The following is a 17,957-nucleotide window of genomic DNA, read 5'->3' on the forward strand; positions in this document are numbered from 1 at the left end:
ATTCGTGTATAAACTTTTATTACATTGTATAAACATACATCATTTGGGGGCAATTAACATGGCAAATAAGAAAGTCGTATTAGCATATTCAGGTGGTCTTGATACATCAGTAGCAATTCCATGGTTAAAAGAACAAGGTTGGGACGTAATTGCAGTATGTCTAGATGTGGGTGAAGGAAAAGACCTTGAATTTATTAAAAACAAGGCACTTCAAGTAGGTGCCATTGAATCATATATGATCGATGCAAAAGACGAATTTGCGGAAGAATATGCACTTATCTCATTACAAGGGCATACATGGTACGAGCAAAAGTATCCATTAGTATCTGCATTATCTCGTCCATTAATTTCAAAAAAATTAGTTGAAATTGCAAATGAAACAAACGCAGATGCTGTTGCACACGGTTGTACAGGTAAAGGGAATGACCAAGTACGTTTTGAAGTATCGATTAAAGCGTTAAATCCTGATTTAGAAGTGTTAGCACCTGTACGTGAGTGGGGCTGGAGCCGTGATGAGGAAATCGAATACGCTGCAAAACACGGTGTGCCAATCCCGGCAACAATCGATTCACCATTCTCAATCGACCAAAACTTATGGGGCCGTGCGAACGAAGCTGGCGTAATGGAAGATCCTTGGGTAGCGCCACCTGAAGAAGCATATGGCTTAACAGTATCGGTAGAGAATGCACCGGATACTGCTGAATATGTGGAAATCGAGTTCGTTGAAGGTAAACCCGTTTCTATTAATGGTAATGAAATGAAACTTGCAGATTTAATTGAAGAATTGAATAAAGTAGCAGGTAAACATGGTGTTGGCCGTATCGACCACGTTGAAAACCGTTTAGTTGGTATTAAATCTCGTGAAGTATATGAAATTCCAGGTGCGAAAGTGTTACTTACTGCGCATAAAGAATTGGAAGATATCACATTAGTGAAAGAGCTTGCACACTTCAAGCCAATCATTGAGCATAAATTATCTGAGATCATCTATAACGGTCTTTGGTTCAACCCGATCCGTACTGCATTAGAAGCATTCTTAAAAGAAACGCAAAAGTATGTAAACGGTACAGTACGTGTGAAATTATACAAGGGCCATGCGATTGTAGAAGGCCGTAAATCAGCAAATTCTTTATACTCTGAAGAATTAGCTACGTATTCTAAGCATGACAAGTTCAACCATGCATCAGCTGTTGGTTTCATCGAACTATGGGGTATGCCAACTGTTGTTGCTTCTGAAATTGCAAAAAATACGAAACAAACAGTAAAATAATTAAAATATAGTGAAGTGAGCGATTCGGTTCCCGAGTCGCTTCTTCTTTTAACTTCAATTATTAGGTACGGTTATGGTCATTAATCGAAGTTAAAGCCTCTGTCAGACACAAAGCTGCCGAGGCAAAACGGATAAGGAGAGAAATCATTATGGCAAAATTATGGGGCGGTCGTTTCCAAAAATCAGCGGAAAGCTGGGTCGACGAATTCGGAGCATCAATTGGCTTTGATCAACAATTAGTATTGGAAGATATTGAAGGATCTGTTGCACACGTAACAATGCTAGGTGCACAAAGTATATTACCAGCTGAAGATGTAGCGAAAATTCTAGACGGCTTAGCGCAATTAAAGGTTAAGGCGGAAGCTGGGGAGTTGGAATTCTTAGTTGCAAATGAAGATATTCATTTGAATTTGGAAAAAATGCTAATCGATTTAATCGGACCAGTAGGCGGAAAACTACATACTGGACGTTCTCGAAATGATCAAGTAGCAACAGATATGCATTTATTCTTAAAGAAACGTGTGCCTGAAGTAGTTGGGTTAATTGAGAATTTCCAAAAAACAATTATTGCGCAAGCAGAGGACAATATCGAGACGATAGCACCGGGCTATACGCATTTACAGCGTGCTCAGCCGATAAGCTTTGCACATCATTTAATGGTATACTTCTGGCAATTAGAGCGTGATAAAGAACGCTTTATCGAATCGATGAAGCGCATTGATATTTTACCATTAGGTGCCGGTGCGATGGCAGGTACAACTTTCCCGATCGATCGTCTTAAATCAGCGGAATTACTAGGCTTTTCTCAAGTTTATGCCAACTCAATGGATGCGGTAAGTGACCGTGATTTCATCGTGGAGTTTTTATCGAATTCGGCATTATTAATGACACACTTATCCCGTTTTGCTGAGGAAATTATAATTTGGTCGACAGATGAATTTAAATTCATTGAACTGGATGATGCATTTTCAACAGGTTCATCGATTATGCCTCAAAAGAAAAACCCCGATATGGCAGAATTAATCCGTGGTAAAGCGGGCCGTGCATTCGGTAATTTAGTAGGTCTTTTAACGGTTTTAAAAGGCACGCCATTAACGTATAACAAAGACATGCAGGAAGATAAAGAAGGCATGTTTGATACGATGGAAACAGTACTTGGTTCTCTTAAAATCTTTGAAGGAATGGTACGCACAATGGTCGTGAATAAACCACGTCTTCATAGTGCAGTTCATTCAGACTTCTCCAATGCGACAGAGCTTGCTGATTACTTAGCGACAAAAGGAATGCCATTCCGTGAAGCGCATGAAGTAACAGGGAAACTAGTATTTACATGCATCCAACAAGGTATTTATCTATTAGATTTACCTTTAACTGACATGCAAAAGGAATCCGCTTTAATAGAAGAAGATATTTATGAAGTGCTAGCTCCAGAAGCAGCAGTACGTCGTCGTAATTCACTTGGTGGCACAGGCTTTGAGCAAGTTGCAAATCAAATAGAAATTGCGAAAACACACTTAAAATAATGCATAAAAGATGCTCTGTAATCATAAAAATTATGGAGCATCTTTTTGCTGTTTTTTAACTCTCAATTTAAATCTTTTGCCTACATTAAATTTTTTTAGAAAGTAGGTTTTTTTTGAGTTATAATATTAGTCATCTTAACAAGAAAGGTGAATGAAAGTGACCAATTCAAAATCTTCTCAAACCTGGGCAATCACACTGTTTGCCATAGGTGTTTTTATGGCCGCACTTGATAATGGAATAATTAGTGCGGCTTTAACGACAATTAATCAGTCTTTCAATGTGGAAGCAAACTGGGGAGCATGGGGGGTAACGCTATATACACTCGGATTGGCAATTAGTGTACCAATTGTAGGTAAGCTTTCAGATCGTTACGGTCGGAAGAAGTTATTTATCGTGGAGATTGCACTATTTGGTCTCGGTTCGTTACTTGTAGCACTTAGTCCTAACTTTACTTTTTATTTAATTGCCCGGTTCATTCAGGCTATGGGCGGCGGTGGTATTTTCATTATCGGTACCTCTTATGTTGTTAGTACATTGCCTGCAGAAAAACAGGGGAAGGCACTCGGTATGCTTGGCGGGATGAATGGTATTGCTGCCGTTTTAGGTCCGAATATCGGAAGTGTTATTTTGGGTTTAACAGGTAGTTGGCACTGGTTATTTTTAATTAATGTTCCAATAGCCGTTTTCCTTATATTTATGGGAATGACCAAGTTGGAGGAAATAAAAGATCCTACTCCCGGGAAGCTCGATATGACGGGAACTGTAATGTTATCGATTGCTATTTTAGGAATTATGTACGGATTAACAAATATTACAGGGCTTAATTTCTTTAAATCGTTATTGGCGACAGACGTATATCCATTTTTATTAGCTGGAATTATTTTATTAATTATTCTTTATTTCTATGAAACCCGTTTGGAACGAAAAGGTGGCGACCCGATATTACCGGTGTCATTAATGCGTCAGCCAACGTATTTATTAACATTATTACTTGGGCTTTTATCTGGAGCAATGCTTGCTGCGATGATCTTCATCCCCGCGTTTTCAGAGCAGGTTATGGGCATTAAATCCGAGCATGCCGGTTATTGGATGACACCACTCGCAATAGCAGCAGGGATTGGAGCGGCAGTTGGTGGTATATTAGTCGATAAACGCGGTCCGATATTAGCTGTATTATTTTCAGGAATTGTTGCAGCAATAGGGTTCTTCCTGTTCCCGGCATGGATGGATGCAAAGTGGCAGTTTGTCATTGCATCGATCATTGGTGGTGTAGGTATGGGGGTTCTATTAGGGGCACCTTTAAATATTTTGGCGACTGAGAAATTGCAAACAAATAAAGGGACTGCACTGGCATCGTTATCATTAATCCGAACAATTGGGATGACGATTGCTCCAACGATTTATGCAGGCTTCATTGCCCGTGGATTTAGTGAAATCCCAGCAATATTTAATTCAGATTTCCAGTCGATTTTACAAAATAATGTTCAAGAAGCCAATTTAACCGAGGAAGCGACAGCCGAGCTTGCGCAAATTGGCAGCCAGTTTGCAGGTGGTGCAGAGTTTTCTGAACAGCAGATGATGGGCATTGTTCAAAATATTCAGGATCCTGCATTAAAAAATGCGGTTTTAAACTCGGTGAATGAAGTGACTACAATGGCTGCGCAGAGCGGTTATAGTGGGCTATTTTATTCGGCCGTTGTCATTGCAATATGTATTTTTGTAACTGGACTAATTTTAAAGCCAATACGAAATAAATCTTTACAACATTAAAATAATGGGTTTACATTAATGACTTTGGGGTAATTTAATTATAGACTCATGCAAAGCCTGTATGGGTGTGAAGTCTCTCCCCCAATAGTAGACTTGAAAAAATGTCCTTTTTGTATAAAAGGGCATTTTTTTCGTCATTTTAAGTGGGGGTGCTAAAATCGCTGCTATATTATAGATATTAAAAGTTCGTTTCAGTTATAATTACCAATAAGAGGATGAAACTTTTCACTTGTTTTGACGTAAATACTAATAGTACATAGAACGGGGGAATTAATGATGAACGAAAATCCATTATTTGAAGATTTAAATAAGCGTACAGAGCAGGATACAACGCAAACGACGGATTTAGTTGAACAACCGCAAAAACAGCTTGTATCCGAACAGGAGCTTTCACAGATTCGCCAGCGTCAGGAGCAATTAAAACAACAGCCGCAAGTTCAGCAGCTGGCTCAGAAAATTGATGTAAAAAATCAAATTGCGGTGTTGGAATTTGGGAAAGAAACAGCACAGGGCATTTCTAAGTTTTCGGACCGTATGCTTGCAACGATTAAACAAAGCAATTTAGAAAAATCAACGACATTACTGAATAATTTAAATAAAATTATGGATCGCTTTGACCCGCAGGACTTCCAGGAAGAGCAGAAAAAAGGTTTCCTGAAAAAACTGTTTTCAAAAAGTAAAGAGCAGCTAGAACGCATTCTATCGAAATACGATACGATGAATAAAGAAGTGGATGTTGTCTACAACGAAATTCAAAAATACGAAGTTGAAATGAAACGCAATACGATTCAGCTTGAGCAAATGTATGATGAAAATCTGAATTATTTCCATTCTTTAAGTGAGCATATTGCTGCTATTGATATTAAAGTCAATGATTTACGCCAGCAAGTGCCCGCTTTATCGGCTAAAGCGGATGCAGGGGATCATGAAGCCATTATGGAGCTAGAAACAGTTACGCGCGGTATAGAGCTATTAGAGCAGCGCGGCTATGATTTGGAAATGGCACAGCAAGTATCCTTCCAATCAGCTCCGCAAATTCGTCTTATGCAACAAGGGAACAATCACCTTATCGGTAAGGTCAACTCGGCGTTCGTCACAACGATACCAATTTTTAAGCAAGGGCTTATCCATGCTGTGACAATGCAGCGCCAAAAGCTTGTATCCGATTCGATGGCTGAATTAGACCGCCGTACTAACGAAATGCTTGTTCGAAATGCGGAAAATGTTCGACAAAATTCAGTGAACATTGCCCGACAAGCCGGAAGCCCGAGCATTAAAGTGGAAACAATCGAAACAACATGGCGTACGATTATTGCAGGGATTGAAGAAACGAAGCAAATTCAGGCAGAAACTGTTCGTAATCGTGAAGAAGGCCGCAAACGCATCGAGCAGCTGCAGCTTGAATATGAAAAGTTAAAAAATATTTAGTAGTGCATTTACAAATCGGTTATTTTGCTTTCATGCAAAGTAACCGATTTTTTTATCGCCACCATTTGCAAAATATTAGAAATTAGATTATTCTTATAACATAGTAAACTTATAGGAATAAAAGTATTTAAGGAGATGGGAAAAATGAATGCTTTATACGAACATACGAAACAATATTTGAATCATCTGAAGGAATTACCGTCTTTAGCATCGATGACGTATAAAGAGGCGAGGGAAATGCGTGCGAATTTGCCGAAAAGAGAAGTGCAACTTGCCGATGTAGCCAAAATTGAAGATCGTTCCATAACAATGCGTGATGGTGAAAAAATTGGCATACGTATTTATACACCACACGGAAAAGGAACGTTTAATATAATCTTGTATTATCATGGCGGCGGATGGGTTTTAAATGACTTGGATACGTGTCATGAAAGTTGTTCCCGTTTAGCTTTTTCGACCGGGCACATTGTCGTTTCAGTCGAATATCGATTAGCACCTGAGCATCCATTCCCGATACCAGTTAATGATGCATTTGATAGTTATTTATGGGCAGTGCAGCATGCTGAATCTTTAAATGGCATTCCGCAGAAAATCTCGGTGGCAGGGGATAGTGCCGGGGGAAATTTAGCGATTGCGGTTTGTCAATTAGCTGTCCAATATAGCGAGCTTCCTCCGATCCAATCACAAATTTTATTATATCCCGTTACTGACTTGAGCTTTCATTCGAACTCCTATAAACTGTTTGAGAAAGGATTTGGTCTTGATAAAGATGTGATGAAATGGTTTAGCCGTCATTACATATCATCTATTCATGATGCCCAAAATCCACTGGCTGCACCATTACGATTAAAGGAGTTTTCAAATTTTCCACCGACTTTAATTATGGCTGCTGAATATGATGTTCTTCGTGACGAAGCGCTACTATTTGGTGAAAAGTTATCGGAAATGGGAACACCTACGAAAAGCATTGTCATGGAAGGAATTGTTCATAGCTATTTCACACAAAATCATGTTTTTCATGAAGAAATTGAGAGTACAATTCAGCATATAGAAGCCTTTTTGAATGATTTATAGGGGGAATACTGTGCAAGCTTTAAGCCGCAAATTTACTGTTGCACTCATCACAACATTTTTATTCAGCTTTGCATTGACGATTGTCAATTTTATGACAGCTACTGAAAGTAAGTTATCATTTAGTACGCTACTACTAACTTTTATTGTTTTAAGTGCACCGATGTTTTTACTCGTTGGTGTAATGACATCATTCGTTTTTGAAAAGTTTATCCGTTCACTAAAAATAAAATGGTTCAGTTATATCGTTGTCGGCGCTACTTTTTCCATGCCGTACGCGCTTTATCTTTTCGAAGGAGCCGATCTGTTCCTTTACTCCATCATCGGTGCAATCGGAGCTGCTTTATTTTGTGGGATTCATATTATTTTTGATAAATATATTTTTAAAAGTTAATAGATACGATATGAAGTAACTATTCAATTGTCGTAGGGTATGTGTAAGGTTTTTGAAACTTTGACATACCCCTTTTTTAATTTTCTGAACTTGATTAATAAGGGGTTAATTTGGTGAAATTGGGTAAATAACATAATAAAATACTCAATACTGTAAGAAGTGGAAATGCTAAATTTTAAAGAACTGTAAGTATTGGTTTGACGGAAAGGAAGACGAAAATGGAATTAAACTTAATGAAAATTGACGAGTTTCTAAAAATGCCAAAAAGTGTTATACGTAGAGCGAATGAGAGGGACGTATTAAGTATAAAAAATGAACTGCTGATTTTATTAAACGAAAAAACCGAGTTAGCGGATAAGATGCATATTCGGAAATTGATAAATGAAATACAATTTTTAAATGTATTTGTCGTAAAAGACGATTATGAAAAAACTGTATTTTCCTATGAACCCCCAAAATACTATTCACCCCGAGTAACAATCAAGGAAAGCGGCTGGATTGAGCTAATTAAATAATAATTCTTATATTCATATAACTTTTATAATGATAAAATTTCCTTATGCAAGGTTTAAGGAAAGAAGGTTTTATTTTGGAACGATTGAAAGGCATAGCTATGATTATTTTCGGATCAATGTTTTGGGGAGCAACAGGTCCGATGATGGAATGGATGCTGGATGAAACGGCCATGACTGCTGATTTTATGCTGGCCATTCGGTTAATAATAGCCGGCATTTTTATCTTAAGTATCATAGCTTTGCAAAAAAAATCAATTTTTTCGATATGGAAAAGTAAATACTGGTCAACACAGCTAATCATTTTCAGTATAGTAGGCATGGCGGGGCTACAATATACTTTCGTCAAATCCATTGAAGTGAGCAATGCGATTATTGCTACGTTGCTACAATTTTTAGCCCCAATTTTCATTATTGTGTATACCTCAATTATATTTAAAGCATTTCCTGCACGTAGCCAGGTAATCGGCATAGCGGGTACATTATTTGGCTTATTCTTACTGCTTACTAACGGATCTGTGTCGAGTTTGCTCGTTAGTGGGGAAGCGCTCATATGGGGCTTGTTTTTAGGCTTTACGTATGCATTTTATACACTATATCCAGCGAGGTTAATGGCTGAAGTTGGCGTTATTGTCATTATTGGATGGGGAATGATTGTGAGCGGTCTAATTTTTACCGTAAAGGCAAAGCTTTGGAAAAGTGATGAATGGGTTTTATTATTGGATCCTAATCTCGTTTTACTAATTGTTGCCATGAGTATTTTTGGATCGTTAGCCTACATTTTATTTTTAACAAGTCTAAAATACATAACGCCTGTAGAAACGAGTATTTTATCCAGTTTCGAACCTTTAACAACGATGGCCATTTCCGTTGTCTGGCTTGGCTCTATTTTATATAAGTGGCAGTATTTTGGAATTTTATTAATGCTCCTATTTATTACCTATTTATCCATTGCAGGGACAAAAAAATCAAATTCCATGAATGTCTAAGTGTATAGCACTTAGGCATTTTTGGGTATAGGGAAGGAAATGTGAGGTGTATTTATGGAAGCGAAGGACTATTTTAGCCTGCACGAACAGGATATTAAGGATGATATTAAACGCTTAGTATTGGCTGATTCACCCTCTCAAAACAAAGAGTTTTTAGATATTTGCAAGGAAGTGATTCAGTCGTTATTTTTTGATTATTTTCATCGGAAAGCCACTGAATTTGCAATGGAGCATAATGGGAATCATTTGCGCTTTGAGATGGGAGAAGGGACAGAGCAAATTTTAATGATTGGTCATTATGATACGGTTTGGGATGCTGGAGCCTTACCATATCGTGAAGAAGAAAATAAAATTTTCGGACCTGGGATTTTGGATATGAAATCAGGCTTAGTAAGTGCGATTTGGTTTTTTAAATATGTTCAACAGATGAATCTTCCGTTAAAGCGTCGTGTCGTATTTTTCCTGAATAGTGATGAAGAAATTGGGAGCCCTACTTCAAGAGCTTTAATTGAAGAGGAAGCAAAAAAGTCGGTCGCAGCATTTATTCTAGAGCCTGCAGTTACAGTGTCCGGTGAGTTAAAAATCGCACGTAAAGGAACATCAAGATATTTACTAAATATTAAAGGACTAGCATCACATGCCGGGAACAATCCTCGTGATGGGGTAAGTGCCATTACTGAAGCTGCACGCCAAATTTTAAATATTGAGGCTTTAAATGATTTTGAAAAAGGAACGACATTAAATGTCGGCATGGTGCAAGGCGGAGGGAAATTAAATGTCATCCCAGATGAGGCACATCTTGGAGTGGATGTTCGATCTGGTACAAAAACCGAACAAGAGCGAATAGATGATTATTTTGAAAAATTAAAGCCATTTAATAGCCGGACAAAGATCGATATCGACGGGGGCATTAACCGTCCGCCAATGGAACGTGATGAGGAAAGTGAAGAGCTTTTTGAAATTGCGCAAGGCGAGGCAGAGGAGCTTGGGTTTGAAGTGGAGGACGCAGAAGTTGGCGGTGCCAGTGATGGGAATTTCACTTCTATTTATACGCCAACGCTGGATGGTCTCGGACTGGTTGGAGACGGTATTCACGCAGAGCATGAGCATATTATTAAGGATCAGATAGTGGAACGGTTTGCATTGTTAACGAACACTTTACTGGAAGTAGTAAACGAATAATTGGAAATCTGTAGTATGTAATAAGTGGATTTGATAAGCTATGAATAGATGCAAAAGTTTATAAACGATAAGCTTTTGCTTTTTTTATACGAGTAAAGGAGGGTATTCATGCATTATATAAAAAAAGAACAGGCAATTTATGCAATGGATAAAAACAATACGGCAGCTGCTAGTGTTAACAGTGGGGACCGAATTGTGTTTGAAACGTATGACTGCTTTACAAATCAAATCCAAAGTGAAACACAGGCGGTCAGTAAACTCGATTGGAATCAAATTAATCCCGCAACAGGCCCCGTCTATGTAGAAGGCGCAAAGCCTGGTGATGTGCTGGAGGTGTTCATCGAAAAAATCGATATCGGTGATACCGTTACATTAATGACGGGTCCGGAACTCGGTGTTTTAGGTGATGAGCTAACGGAAATATCGATTAAACGGGCAAAAATTCAGAATAATCTAATTCAATTTTCGGAAAACATAGCGATTCCTTTAAACAAAATGATTGGTGTGATCGGTACAGCACCTATTGGCCAAGCAATCAGTTGCGGTGTTCCTGATTTACATGGTGGGAATATGGATACGACCGCTATTACGGAAGGTACGACACTGTATTTACCTGTCAATGTAGAGGGGGCATTGTTAGCTCTTGGAGACTGCCATGCGGCGATGGGAGATGGAGAAGTGTCGGTTTGTGGTGGAGAAGTACCGGCAGAAGTAACGGTCCGTGTACGTGTGTTAAAAAACTGTCCAGTTCCGACACCATTTTTAATTCGGGACGGGCATTTATCGACAATCGCATCGAAGCCTACATTGGATGAAGCAACAGTCGATGCAACAAAAAATATGGTAAAGACTGTCTTAACCTATACTTCGTTGAAAAAAGATGAAGCGATCCATTTACTATCATTAGCAGGCAATTTAAAAATCAGTCAAATTGTGGATCCAAATAAAACGGCTCGTATGGAGTTACCTATCCGTTATTTAACAGCGCTTAACAGCGAGGAATGGCTATGACGGTTGAATTATTAGCGCAGTGGATGAAGCAATCGAAAACAACGGTTGTGCTCACTGGAGCAGGCATGTCTACGGAGTCGGGTATTCCGGATTTCCGTTCGCAATCGGGCTGGTGGCAAAATATTGATCCTCGTACAGTTACTACAACAGACAGTCTGCTAAAAAATTACGCAATGTTCCGGGAATTTTATCAAATGAGGATTCAGGCGTTGAAAAAATGTGCCCCGCATAAAGGACACCATATTTTAGCCGATTTAGAAAAGCGCGGTCTTATTTCACTCATCGCTACACAAAATGTGGACCAGCTCCATCAGCAAGCGGGGAGTAAAAAAGTAGCGGAACTACACGGAAATATTTTGACGGCTCGTTGCCAAAAGTGCAACAAGCCACATGCTAAAGAGCAGTTTTTAAATAATGCAATTTGCACCTATTGCTTAGGTAAATTGCGCCCGAATGTTGTGTTGTTTGGGGAAACATTGCCGATGGAGGCATGGAATCGCTCATTAAATGAAATTCAAAATGCCGACCTAGTCATTGTAATCGGCACAAGCTTAGAAGTATACCCTGTTAATCAGTTGCCGCAGATGGCTAAAGGAAGGCTTGTGTATATTAACTTGGATCAATCCTCAGACAGTGGACAGTTTGATTTAGTGCTTGAAGGTACAGCGGGAGAAATTTTGGCGGAATTGGATGAAGCATTGGAAGGTTATTCGAAGGGGTAAAATAGAGAGTTGATATAATTATTTTATAGATTTAATTGATAATGAAGGGAAAATTAGTTGTTTGTAGTGAAGGCGGCGACTCCTAGGGGATAAGTACGTGGGAGAGACTACAGGCTCGACCCGTACCCCCAGGAAAGCGTCCGCCGTAACGGAGAACAACGTATTCAAAGTAGACACAAAAATAGAGCCGTTCATATTTTACGATAAGAAAAATATGAACAGCTTTTAATATTGAGGTGGTTTTAGTCCCAGTCTCTATATTTTTTTGTTATAAATTAGATTAAGCATCTGCACATAATACAAAGCTATTTAATGATAATACAGCTTCTTGTTGCTCATTCATTAAGTAGGCAAAGCTTTCTACTAATGTTTGAATTTTTGCAGGAACTTGCGGGAATTCATTGAGTAGGTAATTGCTATAATCCACTTCCCATTGACCATCTTGCAAGTAGCTTGCCTCAACCGTTTGTTCATTCGTAATCGTAAACCCTGTATTTTCTAGTATTTTTTTGATAAGTGATTTATGAAATAGATTCTGGATATTGCCATCATCTTCAATAAAAGCTGTATATAATGCCAAAATATTAGCAGCGCAGAAATGTGCGCGCTGACTTGGCAGCGTATAATCAATGTCCCACTCTGCAAAACATACTCGCTTCGCTACAGCCCGTATTTTCTGCATATAAGATTCCAATAGTTCAGCATTTTGAAAATACCAAGAACAATGGGATAACACGACGACATCAAAGGATTCTTCAATAGGAAACTGTAAAAAATCCGTTTCGTAATGAAAATCAATAATTTGCCCTAATGGAGAATTTGCAATTGTTTCCGATGCTTCCCCTAATGTAATAGGAGCACCGTATTCTTTAGTTGCAATATCAATGGCTGTAACTTGCCCGGCAGGTCCAACAGCATCAGCAAGTACAACGGTTGTATCCCCTTGACCACATCCGATTTCTAATACCCTCATACCTTTTTCCAATTGAAAAGTTCGTACAAGTTCAAGACGATGTGTTAATTGCGTCCGTTGAATTGTATCGTCTCCAATAATTTTCATGCAGTTTAGTATATGTTCCATTTTTTTCAGCTCCAATTATCTTTAATGATATTGAGCTATTAGTTGAAAGCTCAATATTGAAGTACGTTAACTTTCATAAACTGGACTACCATCAATTCATCGACTCCTTTTCCTCTGTTCATTAAATCATTTTCCTGTCTATTGGAGCAATGTTTATTTGAAGAAAGTAAAAAAATCATGAAAAAAATATATAAAACCGAACAATTCTGATAAACATTAAAAAATAATTCGTTTTTGGTTGACATCGCTTTCATTTTTTTGTAAAGTAACAAATGACGAATGATTATGTAAAAACAAATAAAAATGTTCGTGTTTAGGAGTGTTGAAAATGGTAGATACAGTTTTCGATTATGAGGATATTCAATTAATACCAGCAAAGTGTATAGTAAAAAGTCGCACAGAGTGTGATACTGCTATTACATTAGGAAACCATACATTTAAAATTCCAGTTGTACCTGCAAATATGCAGACGATTATTGATGAATCATTAGCTGAGAAGCTTGCTGCTGAAGGCTATTTTTACATAATGCACCGCTTTCAGCCGGAAAAGCGTGCAGAATTTGTTCGCCGCATGCAAAAGCAAGGCTATATTGCTTCGATTTCGGTTGGTGTAAAAGATGAAGAATATACATTTATTGAAGAATTAAAAGATGCCCAGCTTGTACCGGAATACATTACGATTGATATTGCCCACGGTCATTCAAATCAAGTAATCGATATGATTGGCCATATTAAAAAGCATTTACCGAATAGCTTTGTTATTGCAGGAAATGTTGGAACGCCTGAAGCTGTTCGTGAGCTTGAAAATGCAGGCGCGGATGCAACTAAGGTAGGTATTGGACCAGGTAAAGTTTGTATTACAAAAATTAAAACAGGATTTGGTACAGGTGGTTGGCAATTAGCTGCACTTCGTTGGTGTTCAAAAGCTGCTACGAAACCGATTATTGCTGACGGCGGAATTCGTACACATGGTGATATCGCAAAATCGATACGTTTCGGTGCATCAATGGTTATGATTGGTTCACTGTTTGCAGGTCACGAGGAATCACCAGGTCAAACGGTTGAAATTGATGGCAAGCAAATGAAAGAATATTTCGGTTCTGCATCGGAGTTCCAAAAAGGCGAGCGCAAAAATGTAGAAGGCAAGAAAATGTATGTTGATTCTAAAGGGTCTATTTTCGATACATTAACAGAAATGGAGCAGGATCTGCAGTCTTCCATCTCTTATTCAGGTGGGAAAACATTGGCCGCAATTCGTACAGTTGATTATGCAGTTGTTAAAAACTCTATTTTTAATGGCGACCGCATTTAATATTAATTAAATTTTCAGATAACTATTGACTTCTTTGGAAATTGTCGATAAACTACATTTCAAGACAATAGTTAAGCAATGAATGGAAATAGTAAATAGCCTGTATACTTTTAGAGAGCCAGTGTGTGGTGGAAACTGGCAGATACAACTATTGAACTCGTCCATGAGCTACGACCTGAAAATAAGTAGGGAAGTCGGCAGTCACCGTTAAAAGACTAGACATCAATTGTCGTTAAGTGGAACGTTTCAGCAATGAGCGTTCAATTTAGAGTGGTACCGCGAGTTCAACCTCGTCTCTATCGTAGTGGATAGAGGCGGGGTTTTTTATTTTGAGCTCCTGTTTGTTGCATTGAAATGAATATAAGATGAAAAGGGGAAATGAAAATGAGTAGAAAAATTTGGGTTTTTGATACGACATTACGTGATGGCGAGCAAGTGCCTGGGGCGAAACTGAATTTATACGAAAAAGTTGAGATTGCCCAGCAATTAAAAAAGCTTGGTGTTGATATTATTGAAGCCGGTTTCCCAGCATCTTCACAAGGCGATTTTGATGCAGTACAGGCAGTTGCAAAAAAAGTAGGAAACAGTTCAGACATCATGATTACTGCATTAGCACGGGCTGTAAAAGATGATATTGACTCGGTATATAATGCGGTAAAATATGCACACAACCCGATGATTCATATGGTGCTTGGCACATCGGATATTCACGTAGAAAAAAAATTCAGTAAATCAAAAGATCAAATTCTGCAAATTGGTATCGATGCAGTAAAATATGCAAAGACGCTTTTACCACAAGTTCAATATTCCACAGAAGATGCATCCCGTTCGGATTTTGAGTATCTTTGGAAGACGATTGAAGCCGTCATGAAAGCTGGAGCGACGATGATTAATGTACCCGATACAGTCGGTTATGCAGAACCGGAACAGTGGGGAGAAATGATTGCGAAATTAAATTACCGCATGAAAAATTTAGATGATTCGGTACTGCTTTCTGTTCACTGTCATAATGACCTTGGAATGGCTACTGCCAATACATTAGCAGCGATTAAAAATGGCGCGGATAAAGTGGAAGTAACGATGAATGGTATTGGAGAACGCGCAGGTAATGCGGCGCTGGAAGAAGTAGTGATGGCCATTAAAACACGCGGTGATGTTTATGATGTATTTACCGATATTAATACGAAAGAAATTATGAATACTTCCCGTCTAGTATCAAGCTTTATGGGTCTTGATGTGCAAGTAAATAAAGCAATTACGGGAGACAATGCATTTGCACATTCTTCAGGTATTCACCAGGATGGGCTGTTAAAATCCCGTGATGCGTATGAAATCGTGCATCCGGAAGATGTTGGGCTGGAAGATATGGAGTTAATACTCACGGCTAGATCAGGTCGTCATGCAGTTAAAAATTCACTTTCCAAATTAGGGTTTACCGATTTTACTGACGAAGAGTTCGAAGGGGTTTTTGCGGATTTCCTAAAGCTGGCTGACTCGAAAAAGGAAGTGTATGATCATGATTTATATGTCATTGTTGAAAATTACTATGAGAAATCGGAAAAGAATAATCCAAGTAAAGAAACATTCTCAGATCAATTTTATGATATTGAAGATTTGCAGATTATTTCTAATTCGACATTCCCATCTGCCAGCGTAAAAATCCGCCGTGGAGAAGACGTATTTAAATCAAGCGCAGTAGGTTCCGGACCGGTTGATGCACTGTACTCTGCAATCGCAGATGTCACAGGGATTCAAGTAAAGCTTATTGAATACAATATCAGCTCCGTTTCCCGTGGACAGGAGGCTTTAGGAAAAGTAAAAATCATTGTCGAACACAATGATGAAAAATACATTGCTAAAGCGGCAGATACCGATATACTAAAAGCCTCTGCATTAGCCTATATTAATGCGATTAATAGTATCATCGTAGCAAAAATAGCACCGCAGCCTGTAATGACAATCGCGACGGTATAAAAAAATGCTAACAACGTTCAAATTCACGACGTTGTTAGCACTTTTTTTATTTATTAAGCTCTTCCGCCAATAGACGATAGCTGTTTAATCGTTGGTCAATTGTATAGAGATTACAGTTAATCATTGCTTCATCAAAGCCGAAGTACTCCTGCTCCTCTTTCATCTGGTTGACAACTTCCTTCGCTGACCCGATTAACATAAGCGGACGGTTTTGCTGTAAAATCATTTTGTCCATTTCCGTTAATGGGTAGTCATTCGCTTCTTCAGGAGACAGTACATTCAGAAGCTTACCACGCATTAAATTCAATCGCGTAATTTGCATAGGCATCGATAAGTATTCTGCTTCTTCTGTTGTTTCGGCAACACTTACTGCATATGTCGTAATAATTTTCGGCTGCTCCATAAAATATGAAGGTTGGAAACTATTTCGATAGGCATCAAAAATAGACTTAGACATTTGTCCGTTGAAAAACTGGGCAAAAGAATAGCCAACTCCTGCTTCACCGGCCTGTCTTGCACTTTGTCCGCTGGAGCCGAGCAGCCAACCTTGAGGAAGCTCTACTTTAAAAGGAACGGCGACAACATTATCGTAAATGGCTTCACCAGTCCGTTGTTCATTCATTAAGCGTAAAATAATCTCAAGCTTATCATATTGCTCCGTCACATCTGGTCTACGTCCGCTAGCAAGAGCAGTCATAGCAGGCATATCCCCACCAGGTGCGCGTCCTGCACCAAAATCAATTCGGCCAGGAGCTAAAGCAGCCAATGTTTTAAACACCTCTGCCACCTTAAAAGGTGAATAATGCATCATCATAATGCCGCCTGTTCCAACTCGAATACGATCTGTTTTCGCAGCCACATATGCAGCCGTTACTTCAGGTGCCGAGCTTGCAAGCGATGTTGTATTATGATGTTCAGCAAACCAAATTCGCTCATAGCCTAGCTCATCGCCAAGCTGAGCAAGTTTTACGGCATTTGCTAGGGCTTCTGTGGAAGACATCCCTTTTGATATAGGTACTTGATCTAATATACTAAGTTTCATTTAGTTCACCTCTACTATTCGTTACTATTTACGATAACGAAATAGAGACGGAATGTAAAATTATTGACCTTTTACATATGCTTTTATTAATGCTAAACGCTCCCGTATACGAGATTTAGTGTTGACTGATTTAGGCGTAGGCGCTGCCAAAACATCTGCTTGCAGGCCGACTTTATCTGCAAGTATGACAGCTCGTTTTAAGTGGAAATCATTGGAGATGATCGTAATGTTTGTTACTTCTTCGGGTAATAGTTCTTTAGCATATAATAAGTTTTCATAAGTGGAGGTAGACTGATCTTCCAGCATAATTCTATTTTGATCAATACCGTGTTCTATTAAATAATCGGCCATGACAGATGCTTCTGTTCGATCCTCATCTGCACCTTGACCCCCAGTAACAATTGCTTTAACAGAAGGATGTTTTCGTAAATAGTCCAATGCCACATCCAACCGGTTTTTTAAAGAGAGGGAAGGGATACCACCGGGTTTAACTTTTGCGCCTAATATTACGACATACTCATTGGTACCGTCTGCCTCGTTTTTTAGTACTGCATCCATTTCCTTGCCAAGCCAGAAATAAATGAGTATTAATATTAAAATAATGATTAAAAGTGCAAAAATGACTCTTTTCAAAAAAAATCCCCCCTTTTATGTATAATACGACGTCTAAAGGGG

16 protein-coding genes and 1 other annotated feature are annotated in these 17,957 nt (G+C 38.7%); of the genes, 13 read left to right on the forward strand and 3 right to left on the reverse strand.

What is annotated here, in order from left to right; genetic code table 11:
• The first annotated feature begins 58 nt into the window (after nt 1-58).
• The 11 genes from MHH95_RS12345 to MHH95_RS12395 all read left to right on the forward strand — a co-directional run bounded on the left by MHH95_RS12345 (nt 59) and on the right by MHH95_RS12395 (nt 11,873).
• Complete coding sequence (locus MHH95_RS12345; protein WP_191699102.1) at nt 59-1,270, forward strand: argininosuccinate synthase; 1,212 nt, start codon at nt 59-61, stop codon at nt 1,268-1,270.
• 149 nt (nt 1,271-1,419) lie between these two features.
• Nucleotides 1,420-2,793, forward strand: a complete 1,374-nt coding sequence (argH, locus tag MHH95_RS12350; protein ID WP_340727818.1) for an argininosuccinate lyase — start codon at nt 1,420-1,422, stop codon at nt 2,791-2,793.
• A gap of 151 nt (nt 2,794-2,944) precedes the next feature.
• Nucleotides 2,945-4,564 carry an MFS transporter gene (locus MHH95_RS12355; protein ID WP_340727819.1) on the forward strand — a complete coding sequence of 540 codons (1,620 nt, stop codon included), beginning with the start codon at nt 2,945-2,947 and terminating at the stop codon, nt 4,562-4,564.
• A 276-nt stretch (nt 4,565-4,840) separates the two neighbouring features.
• Nucleotides 4,841-5,992 carry a toxic anion resistance protein gene (locus tag MHH95_RS12360; RefSeq protein ID WP_340727820.1) on the forward strand — a complete coding sequence of 384 codons (1,152 nt, stop codon included), beginning with the start codon at nt 4,841-4,843 and terminating at the stop codon, nt 5,990-5,992.
• Nucleotides 5,993-6,136: 144 nt separating this feature from the next.
• Nucleotides 6,137-7,066, forward strand: a complete 930-nt coding sequence (locus MHH95_RS12365; protein ID WP_340727821.1) for an alpha/beta hydrolase — start codon at nt 6,137-6,139, stop codon at nt 7,064-7,066.
• A 10-nt stretch (nt 7,067-7,076) separates the two neighbouring features.
• Entirely contained in the window at nt 7,077-7,457 is a 381-nt protein-coding gene (locus MHH95_RS12370; RefSeq protein ID WP_340727822.1) for a hypothetical protein, read from the forward strand.
• A gap of 218 nt (nt 7,458-7,675) precedes the next feature.
• Nucleotides 7,676-7,972: a cytosine deaminase gene (locus MHH95_RS12375; RefSeq protein WP_191699091.1), complete on the forward strand. Its 297-nt coding sequence runs from the start codon at nt 7,676-7,678 to the stop codon at nt 7,970-7,972.
• A 74-nt stretch (nt 7,973-8,046) separates the two neighbouring features.
• Nucleotides 8,047-8,958 (forward strand): DMT family transporter, encoded by a 912-nt coding sequence (locus tag MHH95_RS12380; protein WP_340727823.1) that lies wholly within the window; start codon nt 8,047-8,049, stop codon nt 8,956-8,958.
• 54 nt (nt 8,959-9,012) lie between these two features.
• Nucleotides 9,013-10,140: a M20 family metallopeptidase gene (locus tag MHH95_RS12385; protein WP_340727824.1), complete on the forward strand. Its 1,128-nt coding sequence runs from the start codon at nt 9,013-9,015 to the stop codon at nt 10,138-10,140.
• 108 nt (nt 10,141-10,248) lie between these two features.
• Entirely contained in the window at nt 10,249-11,151 is a 903-nt protein-coding gene (locus MHH95_RS12390; protein ID WP_340727825.1) for an acetamidase/formamidase family protein, read from the forward strand.
• Complete coding sequence (locus MHH95_RS12395; RefSeq protein WP_340727826.1) at nt 11,148-11,873, forward strand: NAD-dependent deacylase; 726 nt, start codon at nt 11,148-11,150, stop codon at nt 11,871-11,873. Before MHH95_RS12390 ends, MHH95_RS12395 begins: the two co-directional genes overlap by 4 nt.
• A gap of 280 nt (nt 11,874-12,153) precedes the next feature.
• On the opposite strand, the gene MHH95_RS12400 is transcribed toward MHH95_RS12395, so the two are convergent.
• Nucleotides 12,154-12,954: an SAM-dependent methyltransferase gene (locus MHH95_RS12400; RefSeq protein WP_340727827.1), complete on the reverse strand. Its 801-nt coding sequence runs from the start codon at nt 12,952-12,954 to the stop codon at nt 12,154-12,156.
• 328 nt (nt 12,955-13,282) lie between these two features.
• Between MHH95_RS12400 and guaC the strand changes: the two genes are divergently transcribed.
• Nucleotides 13,283-14,266: a GMP reductase gene (gene guaC / locus MHH95_RS12405; RefSeq protein ID WP_340727828.1), complete on the forward strand. Its 984-nt coding sequence runs from the start codon at nt 13,283-13,285 to the stop codon at nt 14,264-14,266.
• 69 nt (nt 14,267-14,335) lie between these two features.
• Nucleotides 14,336-14,567: a binding site (T-box leader), on the forward strand.
• 83 nt (nt 14,568-14,650) lie between these two features.
• On the forward strand, nt 14,651-16,240 hold the full coding sequence (locus MHH95_RS12410; protein ID WP_340727829.1) for a 2-isopropylmalate synthase: 1,590 nt from the start codon (nt 14,651-14,653) through the stop codon (nt 16,238-16,240).
• A gap of 46 nt (nt 16,241-16,286) precedes the next feature.
• Here the strand turns inward: MHH95_RS12410 and MHH95_RS12415 are convergent, their stop codons facing one another.
• On the reverse strand, nt 16,287-17,282 hold the full coding sequence (locus tag MHH95_RS12415; RefSeq protein ID WP_191699083.1) for an LLM class flavin-dependent oxidoreductase: 996 nt from the start codon (nt 17,280-17,282) through the stop codon (nt 16,287-16,289).
• Between the two features lie 60 nt (nt 17,283-17,342).
• Nucleotides 17,343-17,915 (reverse strand): YdcF family protein, encoded by a 573-nt coding sequence (locus MHH95_RS12420; RefSeq protein WP_340727830.1) that lies wholly within the window; start codon nt 17,913-17,915, stop codon nt 17,343-17,345.
• Between the last annotated feature and the right edge of the window lie 42 nt (nt 17,916-17,957).

This window comes from Solibacillus sp. FSL K6-4121, from assembly GCF_038002585.1.
GTDB classification, from domain to species: Bacteria; Bacillota; Bacilli; order Bacillales_A; family Planococcaceae; genus Solibacillus; species Solibacillus faecavium.